Source organism: Afipia sp. OHSU_II-C1, from assembly GCF_000497575.1.
GTDB lineage: Bacteria > Pseudomonadota > Alphaproteobacteria > Rhizobiales > Xanthobacteraceae > Afipia.
In genome coordinates this window covers 1-14,751 of record NZ_APJI01000030.1, presented here as the reverse complement: position 1 = coordinate 14,751, position 14,751 = coordinate 1, and the positions used below count along the sequence as shown (strand labels likewise).

Annotated in this window: 14 protein-coding genes; 5 read left to right on the top strand and 9 right to left on the bottom strand. The window is 63.5% G+C overall.

The features are described from left to right. Positions 1–160: 160 nt before the first annotated feature. From I554_RS0124570 to I554_RS0124560, 3 genes are all read right to left on the bottom strand, one after another. Positions 161–1,135: a tripartite tricarboxylate transporter substrate binding protein gene (locus I554_RS0124570; RefSeq protein WP_024576149.1), complete on the bottom strand. Its 975-nt coding sequence runs from the start codon at positions 1,133–1,135 to the stop codon at positions 161–163. Positions 1,136–1,308: 173 nt separating this feature from the next. Continuing rightward, positions 1,309–1,803, bottom strand: coding sequence for a hypothetical protein (locus I554_RS0124565; RefSeq protein ID WP_051358611.1), 495 nt, complete (start codon positions 1,801–1,803; stop codon positions 1,309–1,311). A gap of 37 nt (positions 1,804–1,840) precedes the next feature. Next, positions 1,841–2,140: a hypothetical protein gene (locus I554_RS0124560; protein WP_024576147.1), complete on the bottom strand. Its 300-nt coding sequence runs from the start codon at positions 2,138–2,140 to the stop codon at positions 1,841–1,843. A gap of 366 nt (positions 2,141–2,506) precedes the next feature. Between I554_RS0124560 and I554_RS0124555 the strand changes: the two genes are divergently transcribed. Beyond that, positions 2,507–2,725, top strand: a complete 219-nt coding sequence (locus tag I554_RS0124555) for a hypothetical protein (protein WP_024576146.1) — start codon at positions 2,507–2,509, stop codon at positions 2,723–2,725. Between the two features lie 174 nt (positions 2,726–2,899). Here I554_RS0124555 and I554_RS0124550 read toward each other — a convergent pair whose 3' ends face one another. The 3 genes from I554_RS0124550 to I554_RS0124540 form a co-directional block, all read right to left on the bottom strand. Beyond that, entirely contained in the window at positions 2,900–3,532 is a 633-nt protein-coding gene (locus tag I554_RS0124550) for a formyltransferase family protein (protein ID WP_024576145.1), read from the bottom strand. Between the two features lie 4 nt (positions 3,533–3,536). After that, the gene (locus I554_RS0124545; protein ID WP_024576144.1) at positions 3,537–5,126 is read right to left on the bottom strand and encodes a hypothetical protein; all 1,590 of its coding nucleotides are present in this window, start codon (positions 5,124–5,126) and stop codon (positions 3,537–3,539) included. 250 nt (positions 5,127–5,376) lie between these two features. Then, on the bottom strand, positions 5,377–6,669 hold the full coding sequence (locus tag I554_RS0124540; RefSeq protein WP_024576143.1) for an adenylosuccinate synthase: 1,293 nt from the start codon (positions 6,667–6,669) through the stop codon (positions 5,377–5,379). Positions 6,670–6,890: 221 nt separating this feature from the next. On the opposite strand from I554_RS0124540, the gene I554_RS0124535 reads away from it, so the two are divergent. From I554_RS0124535 to I554_RS0124520, 4 genes are all read left to right on the top strand, one after another. After that, positions 6,891–7,820, top strand: coding sequence for a DMT family transporter (locus tag I554_RS0124535; protein ID WP_024576142.1), 930 nt, complete (start codon positions 6,891–6,893; stop codon positions 7,818–7,820). A gap of 119 nt (positions 7,821–7,939) precedes the next feature. Continuing rightward, positions 7,940–8,887, top strand: coding sequence for a DMT family transporter (locus I554_RS0124530; RefSeq protein ID WP_024576141.1), 948 nt, complete (start codon positions 7,940–7,942; stop codon positions 8,885–8,887). Between the two features lie 126 nt (positions 8,888–9,013). Continuing rightward, positions 9,014–10,006, top strand: coding sequence for a tripartite tricarboxylate transporter substrate binding protein (locus I554_RS0124525; RefSeq protein ID WP_029659477.1), 993 nt, complete (start codon positions 9,014–9,016; stop codon positions 10,004–10,006). A gap of 70 nt (positions 10,007–10,076) precedes the next feature. Beyond that, the gene (locus I554_RS0124520; RefSeq protein WP_024576139.1) at positions 10,077–10,391 is read left to right on the top strand and encodes a GIY-YIG nuclease family protein; all 315 of its coding nucleotides are present in this window, start codon (positions 10,077–10,079) and stop codon (positions 10,389–10,391) included. Between the two features lie 69 nt (positions 10,392–10,460). On the opposite strand, the gene I554_RS0124515 is transcribed toward I554_RS0124520, so the two are convergent. From I554_RS0124515 to I554_RS0124505, 3 genes are all read right to left on the bottom strand, one after another. After that, complete coding sequence (locus I554_RS0124515) at positions 10,461–12,149, bottom strand: methyl-accepting chemotaxis protein (protein ID WP_024576138.1); 1,689 nt, start codon at positions 12,147–12,149, stop codon at positions 10,461–10,463. A 201-nt stretch (positions 12,150–12,350) separates the two neighbouring features. After that, entirely contained in the window at positions 12,351–14,039 is a 1,689-nt protein-coding gene (locus tag I554_RS0124510; protein WP_024576137.1) for a methyl-accepting chemotaxis protein, read from the bottom strand. 162 nt (positions 14,040–14,201) lie between these two features. Further along, positions 14,202–14,751, bottom strand: a 550-nt coding sequence (locus I554_RS0124505) for an ACT domain-containing protein (RefSeq protein ID WP_024578201.1), incomplete at its 5' end; no start/stop codon positions are given.

The window sequence follows — 14,751 nt, the reverse complement described above, 5'->3', positions numbered from 1 at the left end:
ATGACGGAGCGATTTTCACCTCGCCCCGTTCTTACGGGGAGAGGTCGCGAGCGAAGCGAGCGGGTGAGGGGCAGCTTCGTCGAGAAACGCGCCATCGCATATGCTGAAATCTCGCCCCTCACCCCAACCCTCTCCCCGCAAGAGCGGGGCGAGGGGGAATCTACTCCACCCTCGCGCCGGCGAACTTCACCACTTTCTCCCACTTCTCCGTTTCAGAGACGATGATCTTGCCGAAATCCTCCGGCGTACCGACCAGCGCGACGCCGCCCATGTCCGCGATCTTCTTTTTCATCTCGGGCTCGGCGAGGATCGCGTTGATCTCCTTGTTGAGCTTGTCGATGATCGGCTTCGGCGTCTTGGCCGGCGCACCCATGCCGAACCACGCGGAGGCTTCATAGCCCTTCACCGTGTCGCCAACGGTCGGAACATCGGGCAGTTCAGGCGAGCGTTTCTCGGTCGTCACCGCCACCGCGCGCAGCGTGCCTGCCCTGATGTGCGAAATCGCGGACGGCATGTTGTCGAACATCACCTGCACGCGTCCGCTCAAGAGATCGGTGATCGCGGGCGCCGAGCCACGATAGGGAACGTGCAGCATCTCGACGCCGGTCATCGCCTTGAACAGTTCACCGGACAGATGGATCGAGGTGCCGTTGCCGCTTGAGGCCATATTGACCTTGCCGGGATTGGCCTTCGCATAGGCGATGAATTCCGTCACCGTCTTGGCCGGGAAATCGTTCGGCACGATCATCACGTTCGGCACGCGCGCGAGCCCGGCCACCGGCGCGATGTCGCGAATGAAATTGAAGCTCAGCTTCGCGTAGAGCGAGGCGTTGATGCCGTTGGCGGGATTGACCAGCAGGACCGTGTAGCCATCGGGATCGGCGTTCACCACGGATTCGGTGCCGACATTGTTGCCCGCGCCCGGCTTGTTCTCGATGATGAACTGCTGACCGAGCCGTTCCGACAATCGCTGGCCGATCAGCCGCGCGAGAATGTCGGTCGCACCGCCGGGCGGATAACCCACCACCCACTTCACGGGACGCGTCGGATAGTCCTGCGCCGAAGCGCCGCCTGATGAGAGGAATGCAGCAAAGCCCATCGCGATCAGCCCGATCGCGGCGCGTCGTGAAGCCATTTTTGTTACCCTCTTGTTTCCCCGGCTGCCGCGACTTGGCGCGCGGTCAGCATGTGTTGATGGACAACACGTGAAGCGTAACAAAGAAAAACGAGCGCGAACAAGCAGCGTGATGCGCGCTGCCTGCTTATGGCAGCGCACAACAGGCGTACCAGGTTACAGATGGTCCGAAGCTACAGATAGTCGCGGAAGTAATCCGCCAGGCTGTCGTTATCGTTGGTCATGCCGAAGTCGATCGGCTGATCCAGCAAAAGCGCGCTGGCCTGCGTCTTGTAATCCGGCGAAACATCGTCAGCGCCCGGAAGCGGCTGCCGCAGGATATCCAGATAGGATTTGTAGTTGTCGAGCGTGCCGCTGAAAATGCAGTTGCACATGCCGGGATCGGCATAGACATACCGCGGCGTGCCGCCGGCCTTGTGGATCACGAAGCGATGCGGCGGCAGCGCCTTGAGTGCGCGCTGTCCCGCCGCGTCGTTGGCGAGCTGGATGCGGAACCCGGCCGAGCGCAGATAGAACGCGTTCTTCTCGAGGAACGGCTTGCTCGGCGTGACTTGCTGCGCCGCAAGCGGCCATGCCAGCAGCACCATGGTCAGCGCCCCACACAACGCAAGCACGCGCCACGCGGCTCGGGACATCGTGGCTGGAACCATCATTGTCGTCGAAAGCATCTCAACCTCGCAAAAAATATCAGAATCAAATTCCCGATCAGTTCGTCCGGCCTTCGGGCTTCTGAACCGGCATGCCCATCGCGAGCGCATTGTTCAATGTGTCACGCAGATTCACCGCGGCGGCGGCGGTCATGCGCAGATGCGCCACCGCTTTCACACGGCTTGCCACTTTTCCATGGGGGGCGGAGTCGATCAGGCCGGTCGCAAGCATCAGGTTGATCAGCCCGCCGTTGTTCCCGAATGTCGGGCACACCTCGAAGAAGATGATCGGCGCCTCCATCGTACCTTCGATCGGCACGAAATGCGGATCGGCTTGTGTTGCGGGCGTATCGGCCATCACGTCTCCTTGTGTGTTGCGTGAATTGTGGCGCGGGAACACGGGCGCATCACCCGTTCGCATTCACGGTTTCGTCGCAGGTGTGAAAGCATGCATTGCATCGCGCAAATTGTCGAATCGCAGACACAAGATGTGGTGCGATTCCCATGACAAATCGTCAAAGTGCGCTGCGGAATCTTCATCACCTTGAAAGAAATGTGACTGGAGCCTTTCCAATTTCACATCGATGCATGCGCATTGCAAATCGCGATGCTGACTCACATCTGCCCCATTGCGGAAGCATGGTCCGCCCGCTCACCGAAGGCGCGATCGCAGAGATAAAGTCCGATGCAATCACGCCTTGAAATGTCCGAAGAGGAGAAGCGCATGGTCAATCGCCCACCGGAAAAATTCGATCCGGATTACGTCGCCACGTTGAGAAAAATTCTCGACATCGCCGTCGAGCAGATCGCGCTGGAGAACCGCACGCCCGCGACCAAGGCGAAGATGGCACAGACAATCGTTCGCCGCGCCGCCGACGGCGTCACCGACGCCAACGACCTTGTGTCGAGCGCGGTGCGCGCCGGCGAGACCCGCGCGGCGTGAGTCTTGATCCCTCCCCCTTGCGGGGAGGGTCGACCGGCGAAGCCGGTCGGGGTGGGGGTACAGTCACAACGCTATTCGACTCGAAAAATATGGATCCCCGCTTTCGCGGGGATGACATGGGGTGAGATGCGATGTGGTTGAAAAAATTCGACGGAGAACTGAAGACGCCGGAACTTACGATCCCGACGCCGCGCTCTTGGGCGCGGCGTGAGGCTTTTCCCTGTCGAGCCGCGGCGCGTTGGTCGCGAACTGCTCGTCCTGCGGCATCGACGGCAGATTGCCGCTGGTCTTTGCCTGATCGATCACCTGCGCCAGCAGCCTGAGCCCGAGCGGCGCCAGCGCCCGCTCCCACAGTTCACGCGCGGTCTCGTTCTTCTTGACGAACACCCAGTCCTGCGCCGCAATCGCCCCCGCATCGAGCCGGTCCGACAGATGATAGATCGTGCCGCCGGCAATCGCGTCGCCTTCCTTGATGGTCCATTCCACCGCGGCGATGCCGCGGTGACGCGGCAGCAGCGAGGGATGGTAACCGATGCCGCCATGCCTGGCCGCCTTCAGCGCGCCATCGCTCACCATCGCATGGCTGTGCGCGGTGACGATCAGATCGGTGCCCGGCGCGATTTCCGAAGCCACGATGAGCTTGGGCTTGGCCTGCACCACGACCTCGATGCCGGCGGCGCGGGCCGCTGCGGCGAGACGGTCCTCGCCGTCCGCGACCACAACACGGATCACCTCGATGCCATGGCCGCGCATCATGTTGAGCGTCTCGACGCCGAAATGACGCGAGCCTGCGAGTGTTATTTTCATCGGATCACTGCCCCCAGGCCGTGAATGCTTCGTTGAATGCACGCTCGCCCGGCGCGCCCTTCTCGATGGCGATGATCGAACGGCGCTGGTTGGCGTAGACCAGCGGAATGTCGAACCACGACCGCTCCTTCAGAAGCTGAAGATTGCGCGCCTTGTCGGCCTCGACATTCGACAGTCCGACCAGGAAGAATCCGTCGGTGACCTTCACCGCGAGTCCCGCCAGCGGCGTACCGCGCGCCTGCTCGTTGGACTTCATCAGCACACCAGGCACGTTGGCGATGGTGGTGCCGAAATCCGGCGGCAAAACGAAAGTCAGCTCCGCCGTGTGGCTCGCGGGCAGCGACGCATCGGTGTTGCGGCGGATCGAGAGCGACATCTTGATCTTGCGCTCGGGAATATCGATGTCGGCGCGCACGCCGATATCCGGCGGCTGGCCGGCGGGCACCTTGACCGCTTCGGTGCGCCAGATCACCGAGCCGACATACTGCTTGCCCTGCGGCGCCGAGGGGTCCTCGTCATAGAGCACCACGCGCTGCGCCACCGGCGCAATCTGCGTCGAGCCCGGCTGCCCCACCCGGTCGGTGATTTTCGGCCGCGTTCCCGCCGCATCCTTCGGCGCGGTGTCGGCCTGCTGCGCAGGCTTGGTGAGCGACTTGAACAGCGAATAGGCTTTCGGCCCGCCCCAGACCGCGCCGCCGATGGCGATGATCGCGACACAGACCGCAATAGCGGTCTTGAGCGGAAAGCCGCGCTTCTCCGTCTCGGGTTCGTCGCGGGAGGCACGCGCGCGCGGCGAGCCGTTCGGCTGGTAGCGTCCGGCTTCCTCGATGGATTCGTCGTAGCTGTAAGGCGCCGTACCACGCTGATCGGGAAAATCCTGCGCCTGGCTGCGCCGCGCGGAACGGGTCGCGCTGCCGAGATCGTTGGCATCCGCGACCACATCGCGCATGCCCGAACCCTGCGGCGGGCGGCGCTGCGAACGCGCGTCCTGTGTGAACTCATCGAGCATGCGGGTGTCGTCGCTGCGCTGATCGCGCGCACGGACATCGCGCATCGACGACGGCAGGCCCGGCTGAACCGGCGGCTGCGGGCGGGCCAGCGGAGGCGGCTGATCGCCGCGCAGATTCCGCGGCGGGCGCTGGTCGGGTGCTCCATTGGCCTCGGGCCGTGGAGCGGGCCGGCCGGGGGCCGGCGGCGGAGCGTTTCCGGTTCGCGCGCTGCGGGCGCTTTCACGCAGCGCATCACCCGGACGCGGCCCGTCCCGCCGGCCGGGCAGCGGCGCGCGCGGCTGGCCCGAGGGCGGCGGTGCCGCGGGTGGCGGCGGCGCGGCCGGACGCTCGGGCGGCGCTTCGCCGGACGCGGCCTGATGCGCGGCGGCGCGGCGGACGGCATCGGCCTCGACCCGGCGCACCGCGTCCTCGAGCGCCAGACGCTCGCGGGTGATTTCGGCTTCGCTCAAGGCAGGCTGCACGCCGCGCAACTGGGAAATCAGGGCTGTGCGCGCACGCTCATAGAGCGCACGCCGCTGCTCGCCGGGGGCACTGGGGTCCAGTCCGGCGATGGCGCGGGCTATGAGCGGGTAGTAATCAGCCATCGTGGTCTAGTGTCCCGAATCCGACGTTCGCTTCCTTTTGCAACGCCTTCCGAACGAACGTCGGATTCGAAAGGACACTAGCAAACTGTAGTTCCAGTGTGGCTTCGGTTCGCAGGTCCGTAAATGCCCGCCGGAGAAATGATACGGACCTGCGAACCGCCACACTAGTTTGCAGGATTCTCCGCGAACCCTGTACTTAAAAAACGTCAATCAACAGAACACAGTCCACCCATGACAGGCCATGTTTTGTTCAAGCTTCGAACGGGTTTTGCACGAGGATCGTATCCTCGCGTTCCGGGCTGGTGGAAAGCAGCGCGATCGGACAACCGACCAGTTCCTCGACCCGGCGAACATATTTGATCGCCTGCGCAGGCAGATCGGCCCACGACCGGGCATTGGCCGTCGGCTCCTTCCAGCCTTCGATGGTCTCATAGATCGGCTCGACCCGTGCCTGCGCGCCCTCACCGGCAGGCAGGTGGTCGATCTCCTTCCCGTCGAGCTTGTAGCCGACACAGACCTGGATCTCGTCGAAGCCGTCGAGGATGTCGAGCTTGGTCAGCGCAAGGCCATGAATACCGCTGGTCCGGGCCGTCTGCCGCACCAGCACCGCGTCGAACCAGCCGCAGCGGCGCTTGCGTCCGGTGTTGACGCCAAATTCCTTGCCGCGGCGGCCGATTTCCTCGCCGATCTCGTTGTTGAGTTCGGTCGGAAATGGTCCCTGCCCGACGCGCGTGGTGTAGGCCTTGCAGATGCCAAGCACATAGCCGACTGAGCCCGGCCCCATGCCAGTGCCCGTCGCCGCCTGAGCAGCCACGGTGTTGGACGAGGTGACGTATGGATAGGTGCCGTGATCGACGTCGAGCAGCGCCCCCTGCGCGCCCTCGAACAGAATGCGTTTGCCTTCGCGGCGCTTGTGGTCGAGCAGATTCCAGACCGAGTCCGCGAACGGCAACACCTTCGGCGCGATCGCTGACAGTTCCTTCAGGATATCCTTACCATCGACTTCAGGAAGGTTGAGGCCACGGCGCAGTGCATTGTGATGCGCCAGCAGGCGATCGATCTTGTGCGGCAGCGTCTGCGGATCGGCGAGATCCATCAGCCGGATGGCGCGGCGGCCGACCTTGTCTTCATAAGCAGGGCCGATGCCGCGCTGGGTGGTGCCGATGGCGTTGGCCTTGGCAGCGTTCTCGCGGATCGCATCGAGCTCGCGGTGCAGCGGAAGGATCAGCGTGACGTTCTCGGCGATGCGCAGATTGTCGGGCGAAATCTTCACGCCCTGTCCCTGCAGCTTCTCGAGTTCGGCGAGAAACGCCTGCGCGTCGAACACCACGCCGTTGCCGATCACCGAAAGCTTCGACGGCCGCAGCACGCCCGACGGAAGCAGCGCCAGCTTGTAGGTGTTGCCGTTGATGACAAGCGTATGGCCGGCGTTGTGGCCGCCCTGAAAGCGGACGACGATGTCGGCCTGCTCCGACAGCCAGTCGACAATCTTGCCTTTTCCTTCGTCGCCCCACTGGGCGCCGACGACGACAACGTTAGCCATTTCGAGACATTCTCCCGCAACCCGCAAATCCGCTGGAAACCCAGCGCCTTGCAGCAGGGCGCGCGCTTGCGAGGCATGTCACCGGATAACGGATGCGCGCATGGGACGCAAGCTCCAACGGGTGTTGACGGCTCTGCTGAAAGGGGCGCAAATCATTGATATCCCCAAATAATTCCGGCCAGTCCCGGCCTTCCTGGTAAAGCCCATAATCTGCCGCCGACATGAACGAGCCCGCCCCGCGACCCGCCGCACACTGGCTGATGAACCGGCCCTATCTGCTATTGACGCTGTCATCCCTGTTCTGGGCGGGCAATGTCGTGCTGGGACGCTTTATCGCAGCGGATTTTCCGCCGATGGCGCTGTCCTTCCTGCGCTGGGGCTTCGCCTGCCTGCTCGTTCTGCCCTTCGCATGGCCCCATCTGAGGGCCGAGTGGCCGATGATCCGCAAGCATCTGCCTGTCCTGACGCTGCTGACCCTCACCGGGCTCGCCGGTTACAACGCCATCGCCTATCTCGGGCTGAAATACACCGAGGCGCTGAATGCGCTGCTGATCCAGTCATCGGGGCCGCTGATCGTCGCCCTGTGGTCGCTCGTGCTGCTCGGCATTCGTCTCACCTGGCCGCAGACCATCGGCATCGGAATTTCGCTGCTTGGCGTCCTCACGATTCTGACGCGGGGCGATCCGGCTGCCCTTTCCTCGATTCACCTGAACAAGGGCGATCTGATCTTCACCATCGCGCTGATCATCTTCGGACTCTATTCCGTGCTGGCCGTGAAACGCCCGGCGATTCATCCGCTCGCCTTCATGGCGTTCACCTCCGGCTACGCGACGGTGTTGCTGATTCCCGCCGTGATCATCGAAGCTCTGAGCGGGCTGACGCCATCGCTCAGCATGAACAACGCGCTCACGCTCGCCTATGTCGCAATCTTTCCATCGATCCTCGCCTATGTTTTCTTCAACCGCGGCGTCGAACTGATCGGCGCCAACCGCGCCGCACCGTTTTTCCATCTGATCCCGGTGTTCGGATCTGTGCTCGCCATCGCCTTCCTCGGCGAGCGGCCGCAACTATTCCATTTTGCGGGCTATGCGCTGGTGCTGACCGGTGTGATCGTCGCCGCGCGGCGCACGTCGGCGGTCGCGGAAGCCTAGCAGGAAGAAGCAAACACCGCGCTGATGCCCGTCTGGCGCAACGGAGCAATCCGGGTTTGGCGGTTGTGAAAGGTGCGAAACACCGGCACAACTTCACACAACCTCTTTCCCAAAGCCCCATGACCGTCGCCGATCCGCCCTTGCGCCAGTCCTCGCTTGCCTCACGGCTGGCGAACCAGCCCTATCTGCTGCTCAGTCTGATGGCGCTGTTCTGGGCCGCCAATATCGTGCTCGGGCGCTTCGTCGCCGGCCATGTCCCGCCGTTCACACTGACATTCCTGCGCTGGGCCGGAACATCCCTCGTCGTGTTTCCTTTCGCGTGGCCCTATCTGCAACGCGACTGGCCGGTGATGCGCAGGCACTTGCCGCTGCTGCTGATTCTCGCGCTGACGGGCTTCGCCTTCAACAACGCCCTGTCCTATTGGGGACTGCAACATACCCAGGCGCTGAATGCGCTGCTGATCCAGTCGTCGGGACCGCTGTTCGTGGCGCTGTGGGCGCTGGTGCTGTTCGGCGTACGGCTGTCATGGATGCAGACGGCCGGCATCCTCGTCTCGCTGCTCGGCGTGCTCGTGATCGTTCTGCGCGGGAATCTCGGCGCGCTGGCAGACATCCAGATCAACGCCGGCGATATCAGCTTCGCCGCCGCGCTGTTCGTGTTCGGACTGTACTCCGCCCTCATGACGCGGCGCCCGAAGATCAATCCGCTCTCGCTGATCGCTTTCACCACCGGGTCCGGCGCGCTGATGCTGGTGCCGCTGGTGGGATGGGAAATCTCGGTTGGCGACAGGCTGATACTCGACACGCTGACGATCGCCACCCTCGTCTTCGTGGTGATCTTTCCCTCGACACTGGCCTACATTTTCTTCAACCGTGGGATCGAACTGATCGGGCCCAACCGGGCCGCGCCGTTCTTCCATCTGGTGCCGGTGTTCGGTTCGGCCATGGCGATCGTGCTGCTCGGCGAGAAGCCGGAGCTGTTCCACCTGGTCGGCTACGTGCTCGTGCTGGCGGGCGTGATCACCGCATCGCGGCGCGGATCGGCCGGGAAACGTCCCACCTCCTAAAATCGCATCGCTCGCTGGCAATCCCGCGCAACTTCGCGCAATCTCTGCCCCAAGCGTTCGGCGCAGTCACCGCCCGGTGACATGACGACCGGCGCATAAAGAAATGACAGGGCGGAGACACCATCCATGAACTTCCTGAAATCAACGATATCACCAATGACCTTGGCGCTGGCCGTCACGGCGGGCGCTCTGGCTGCCGGGCCATCGGCTGCGCAAACGGCGTGGCCCGCACCGGGCAGGAACATCACGCTGGTGCTGCCGTTCGCTGCAGGCAGCGGCACGGACACCACCACGCGCCTGATCTCGAAGGAACTCGCCACCGGTCTCGGCGCCAACATCGTGATCGAGAACAAGCCCGGCGCCAACGGCTCGATCGCGGCGAGCTACGTCGCGCGCTCCGAGCCGGACGGCTACACGATCTTCGTCACCACCAACACGTCGCATTCGGCAAATCCGTATTTGCTGAAGAACATGACGTACGATCCGATCAAGGACTTCACCCCGATCGCGCGCACCGGCGACCTGCCGTTCATGCTGGTGATCGATCCGAAGCTGCCGGTCAATTCGGTCGCCGACCTCGTTGCGCTGGCCAAGAAGGAGCCGGGCAAATACTCCTACGCCAGCGGCAGTTCGTCAGCCATCGTCTCCGGCGCGACGTTCGCAACGCTCGCAGGCATCGACCTGCTGCATGTGCCCTACAAGAGTTCGCCGCCGGCGCTGACCGACGTCATCGCCGGCCGCGTGAGCATGATGTTCGTCGACGTCCCGACCGGACTTCCCCATGTCAACGCGGGCGCGCTGAAGGCGCTGGCGGTGACCACGATCAAGCGCTCCGCACTGCTGCCGCAGCTACCCACCATGGACGAAGCCGGCGTGAAGGGCTTCGACATCACCTCATGGCAGGGCTATCTCGGCCCGGCCAACATGCCGAAGGATATCGTGACAAAGCTGAATGCGGAGATCCGCAAGGTGATCGAGCGGCCCGACATGCAGAAGGAACTGGCCGGCCGCGGCATGGAAGCCTTTTCCGGCACGCCCGAGAGCTTCGACAAATTCCTGAAGGAGCAGCTGGTGGTGTGGGAAAAGCTGATCCGCGAAGCCAAGATCGAGAAGCAGTGAGTTGCTGACCTCGAGCAACCCACGATGTCGTCCCCGCGAAAGCGGGGACCCATAGCCTGTAAGCGAACTTGTGGTGACCGAAGACGGGGTGACGTACCACGTCTACATTCTCGCGAGCCAACCCAACGGCACGCTCTATATCGGCATTACAAACAATCTCGCTCTTCGGCTATCTCAGCACAAGGGCGGACGCGGATCGGAATTCGCGCAACGCTATGCCGTTAATCGTCTTGTCTATGTTGAAGGATACGACACGCCCTCAGATGCCATTCGCCGGGAGAAGCAACTCAAGAAATGGAACAGGGCCTGGAAGATCGAACTCATCGAAAAGAACAATCCGGATTGGCGAGACCTGTCTGACCTCGCCATCTCAGGAATTTCCTAGAAAAGGTGGGTCCCCGCTTTCGCGGGGACGACATCTTGTTTGTAGTAGCAATACTTCGCCACCGAGGCATCACGCCGCCCGCACCTTGCCGAGGAACTCATCCACCGCCGAACGCAGCATGCCCGATTGCTGGTCGAGATCGCGGGCGCTGGTGAGAACGACCGACGCCGCATTGCCGGTGGCCGATGCCGCCGCGCTGACGCCGCCGATGTGATCGCTGATCTCGGCCGAACCTGCCGCCACCGACTGGATGTTGCGCGCGATTTCGCGGGTGGCAGCGCCCTGCTCTTCAACGGCGCTGGAGATATTCATGGTGATCTCGCTCATGCGCGTGATCGTCTCGGTGATGCCGCCGATCGACACCACCGCATCGCTGGTGGTCGCCTGCATCGCCGCAACCTGAGCCGAAATCTCCTCGGTCGCCTTGGCGGTCTGCGTCGCCAGCGCCTTCACTTCGGACGCCACCACGGCGAAACCACGGCCCGCCTCGCCGGCGCGCGCCGCCTCGATGGTGGCGTTGAGCGCGAGCAGATTGGTCTGCGCGGCGATCGAGTGAATGAGCTGCACCACCTCGCCGATCTTTTCCGCGCCGCTGGACAGCACCTGCACCGTCGCATTGGTGCGCTCGGCATCCGCCACCGCCTTGGAAGCGATTTCATTCGACTGGTTGACCTGACGCGAAATCTCCGCGACCGAGCTGGACAGTTCCTCGGCGGCAGCCGCCACCGTGCCGACGTCATTCGACGCCCTCTCCGAAGCCGAGCCCACGGTCGCCGCACGGGCGCTCGCGTCCGTCGCCGAATGGGTCATCGATTGCGCCGTGGACTGCATGCCGGCCGCGGACGAGGCCACCGAACGCACGATGCCGTTGACGCTACTCTCGAACTCCAGCGCGATGGCATGCATCGCGGCCTTGCGCTCCTCCGCCGCGCGCTCGCGCGTCGCGGCTTCGGCGCTTTCAAGATCGCGCATGCGAACGGCATTGTCCTTGAACACCTGCACCGTTTCCGCCATCGAACCGATCTCGTCGCGCCGGCCGATGCCCGGAATCTCCTGCTCGAGCTCGCCGTCGGCCAGCGTCTTCATGCGCAGGCCGAGCAGGCCGAGCGGACGAGTGATGCTGCGGCCGACGAACCAGGCCACCGCGCCGGAGATCACGCCGATGCCGAGGATCGCCGCGCCCAGCGCCATCACGATCTGCATCAGCTTGGCGTCGAGATCGTCGACGTAGGCGCCGGTGCCGACGAACATATTCCAGCCCGGAATTCCGGCCGCGTAAGATATCTTCCGTGACAATTCCGGAAGGCCCGGCTTTTGCCAGAAGTAGTCGATCGTGACATCGCCCCTCGCCGCAACACCGTCGCGCATTTCGCGGGTGGACTTGCGGCCGTTCACTTCGTTGTCGAGGTGACTGGTGCCGATCTGCTTCGGGTTGAGCACTGCGACCGCGATACCATCCATCGTATAGGCGAACATGTAGCCGGCGCCGTTGTCGTAGGTCATGTTCTGGATCCGCTGAACCCACTGCTCGATCGCGGCATCCTTGGTCAGCTTCCCCGCTTCGACCTGCTTCTGGTATCCGATTGCCATATTCTTCGCGGTATCGACGATCGCGCGGAGTTGCTCCTTCCGCGCGCTGAACATTTCATTCTGCATCATGCGTGCGGCAAAAAAGCCCGCCGCACACAAACCGATCAGGGTCACGCACACCAGAACGCCAAGCTTCAAGGCGACGGGCCAGTTGTTCAGGAATTTCACGCGGCTTCTCCGGGAAAATCGGCGCAGGCTCGCGCCAGAAGTAAGAATTCACTTCTTTTATAGAAAGACTGTTGAATCTTTCTTACCCGTCGTCCGCCTGACGCCCACAGGTAACGCCGCACGTACTGAGACAAAAAAGCGCGGCTGCCTTTCAGCAGCCGCGCTTCCTGTTCGTTCGATGGTATTCGATGCTTCCGGAGATTAAGCCGCCCGCACCTTGCCGAGGAATTCGTCCACTGCAGCCCGCAGCATGCCCGACTGCTGGTCGAGGTCGCGTGCGCTGGAGAGAACGTCCGACGCCGCCGTACCCGTCGCAGCCGCGGCCGCGCTGACGCCGCCGATGTGGTCGCTGATCTCGGTCGATCCCGCCGCCACCGACTGGATGTTGCGTGCGATCTCGCGGGTGGCAGCGCCCTGCTCTTCGACGGCGCTGGAGATGTTCATCGTGATCTCGCTCATGCGCGCGATGGTCTCGGTGATGCCCTGGATCGAGACGACCGCATCGCTGGTGGTCGCCTGCATCGCCGCGACCTGCGCCGAGATTTCCTCGGTGGCCTTGGCGGTCTGGTTGGCCAGCGCCTTCACTTCCGATGCGACGACCGCAAAGCCGCGGCCAGCCTCACCGGCGCGCGCCGCCTCGATGGTGGCGTTGAGCGCGAGCAGATTGGTCTGCGCCGCGATCGAGTGAATGAGCTGCACCACCTCGCCGATCTTCTCGGCGCCGCTGGACAGAACCTGCACCGTCGCATTGGTGCGCTCGGCATCGCTGACAGCCTTGGTGGCGATCTCGTTCGACTGGCTGACCTGACGCGAAATTTCCGCGACCGAGCTGGACAGCTCTTCCGCAGCGGCGGCCACGGTGCCGACGTCGTTCGAGGCCTTCTCCGAAGCCGAGCCCACCGTAGCGGCGCGGGCACTGGCATCGCGGGCCGACGAGGTCATGGATTCCGCCGTCGTCTGCATGCCGGCCGCCGATGTCGCCACCGAGCGGACGATGCCGTTGACGCTGCTCTCGAAGCTGCTGGCGATATTGTTCATCATCTCCTGGCGCTCGGCGGCGGCGCGGTTCTGGCGCTCCGCTTCCTGCTCCTCCAACCCGCGTATGCGGATGGCATTGTCCTTGAACACCTGAACCGTCGCCGCCATCTTGCCGATCTCGTCGCGGCGGTCGAGGGCCGGGATAGCGTCGTCCAGCTTGCCGTCGGCGAGCGACTGCATGCGGGCGCCGAGCTGGCCCAGCGGAACCGTGATGCTGCGGCCGATCAGCCAGGCGATGGCGCCGGCGAAGGCGGCAATGGCGAGAATGGCAAGACCAAGCGCAATCACAATCGGCATCAGCTTGGCATCGAGATCGTCGAGATAGGCGCCGGTGCCGACGAACATGTTCCAGCCGGGAATCGCCCCCGCGTAGGACACCTTGCGGATCAGGTCCTTGGTACCAGGCTTCTCGTATTCATAGCGCAGCGTGACATCGCCCTTGGCGGCGACGCCGTCGCGCAGTTCGCGCGCCAGCTTGCGGCCGCCGGTTTCGATATCGAGACGGTTGGTGCCGATCTGCTTCGAATCCGGCGTCGCCAGCGCGATGCCGTCCATGGTGTAGACGAACATGTACCCGGTGCCGTTGTCGTAGGTCATCGTCCGCGCGAAACGGCTGAATTCCTCGATGGCGGCTTCCTTGGTCATTTTCCCGGCTTCTACCTGCTTTTGCAGCCCGATCGCAGCGTTGCGTGCGGTTTCCACCAGCGCATGGGTCTGCGCCTCGCGCGCGCTGAGCAGTTCGCTCTTCATCATGTAGGCGGCAAACAGGCCGGCCACGCACAGACCAACGACGGCGACACCCACCAGGATACCGAGCTTGGGGGTGATCGGAAGATTCTTCAGAAATTTCACGGGGCTTCTCCGATGCGGGACCGCGCTTCTGCACGGGTTCGACACATCAGTTACCGAAACTTCCTTTCGTGTTGGTTACCCCGTACCGCCTTCGGAAAACGCCCAAACGCAAACGGGCCGGAGAACTCCGGCCCGTTCATATCCGGTGCTGCGATATCCCGCTTAGAACGACAGCGCCTTGGCCTGCTTGACCTGCGGCAGCGCCGCCACCTTCGCGAGAACATCGGCCGGCACCGCGCCGTCAACCTCGACCAGCGCGATGGCATCGCCGCCCTGCTCGTTGCGGCCGAGATGGAAGGTCGCGATGTTGATCTTGGCGTCACCGAGCAGCGAAGCGAACTTGCCGATGAAGCCCGGCTTGTCCTCGTTGGTGATATAGATCATCGACTTGCCGAACTCGGCATCGACGCGGATGCCCTTGATGTCGACCAGGCGCGGCTTACCGTCATGATAGACCGTGCCCGATACCGAACGCTCCTGCCGTTCGGTGGCCACCGTCACCGTGATGAGGCTTTCATAGTCGCTGCGGGCGGCTCGGGTGACTTCATCCACCACCATGCCACGCTCCTTCGCCACCACCGGCGCGGAGACGACGTTCACGTCGCCCAGCATCGGACGCAGCATGCCGGTCAGCGCCGCCGAGGTCAGCGCCTTGATCTTCATGTCCGCGACAGCACCTTCATCGCACATCCGCATCGTGGTCTTCCACAAG

What these genes read in the sequence shown, in the direction of transcription:
- I554_RS0124525 (WP_029659477.1), top strand. Translation starts at nt 9,014, where the DNA reads ATGAACTTCCTGAAATCAACGATATCACCAATGACCTTGGCGCTGGCC.
- I554_RS0124560 (WP_024576147.1), bottom strand. Translation starts at nt 2,140, where the DNA reads ATGGCCGATACGCCCGCAACACAAGCCGATCCGCATTTCGTGCCGATC.
- I554_RS0124565 (WP_051358611.1), bottom strand. Translation starts at nt 1,803, where the DNA reads ATGCTTTCGACGACAATGATGGTTCCAGCCACGATGTCCCGAGCCGCG.
- I554_RS0124550 (WP_024576145.1), bottom strand. Translation starts at nt 3,532, where the DNA reads ATGAAAATAACACTCGCAGGCTCGCGTCATTTCGGCGTCGAGACGCTC.
- I554_RS0124555 (WP_024576146.1), top strand. Translation starts at nt 2,507, where the DNA reads ATGGTCAATCGCCCACCGGAAAAATTCGATCCGGATTACGTCGCCACG.
- I554_RS0124545 (WP_024576144.1), bottom strand. Translation starts at nt 5,126, where the DNA reads ATGGCTGATTACTACCCGCTCATAGCCCGCGCCATCGCCGGACTGGAC.
- I554_RS0124530 (WP_024576141.1), top strand. Translation starts at nt 7,940, where the DNA reads ATGACCGTCGCCGATCCGCCCTTGCGCCAGTCCTCGCTTGCCTCACGG.
- I554_RS0124535 (WP_024576142.1), top strand. Translation starts at nt 6,891, where the DNA reads ATGAACGAGCCCGCCCCGCGACCCGCCGCACACTGGCTGATGAACCGG.
- I554_RS0124570 (WP_024576149.1), bottom strand. Translation starts at nt 1,135, where the DNA reads ATGGCTTCACGACGCGCCGCGATCGGGCTGATCGCGATGGGCTTTGCT.
- I554_RS0124540 (WP_024576143.1), bottom strand. Translation starts at nt 6,669, where the DNA reads ATGGCTAACGTTGTCGTCGTCGGCGCCCAGTGGGGCGACGAAGGAAAA.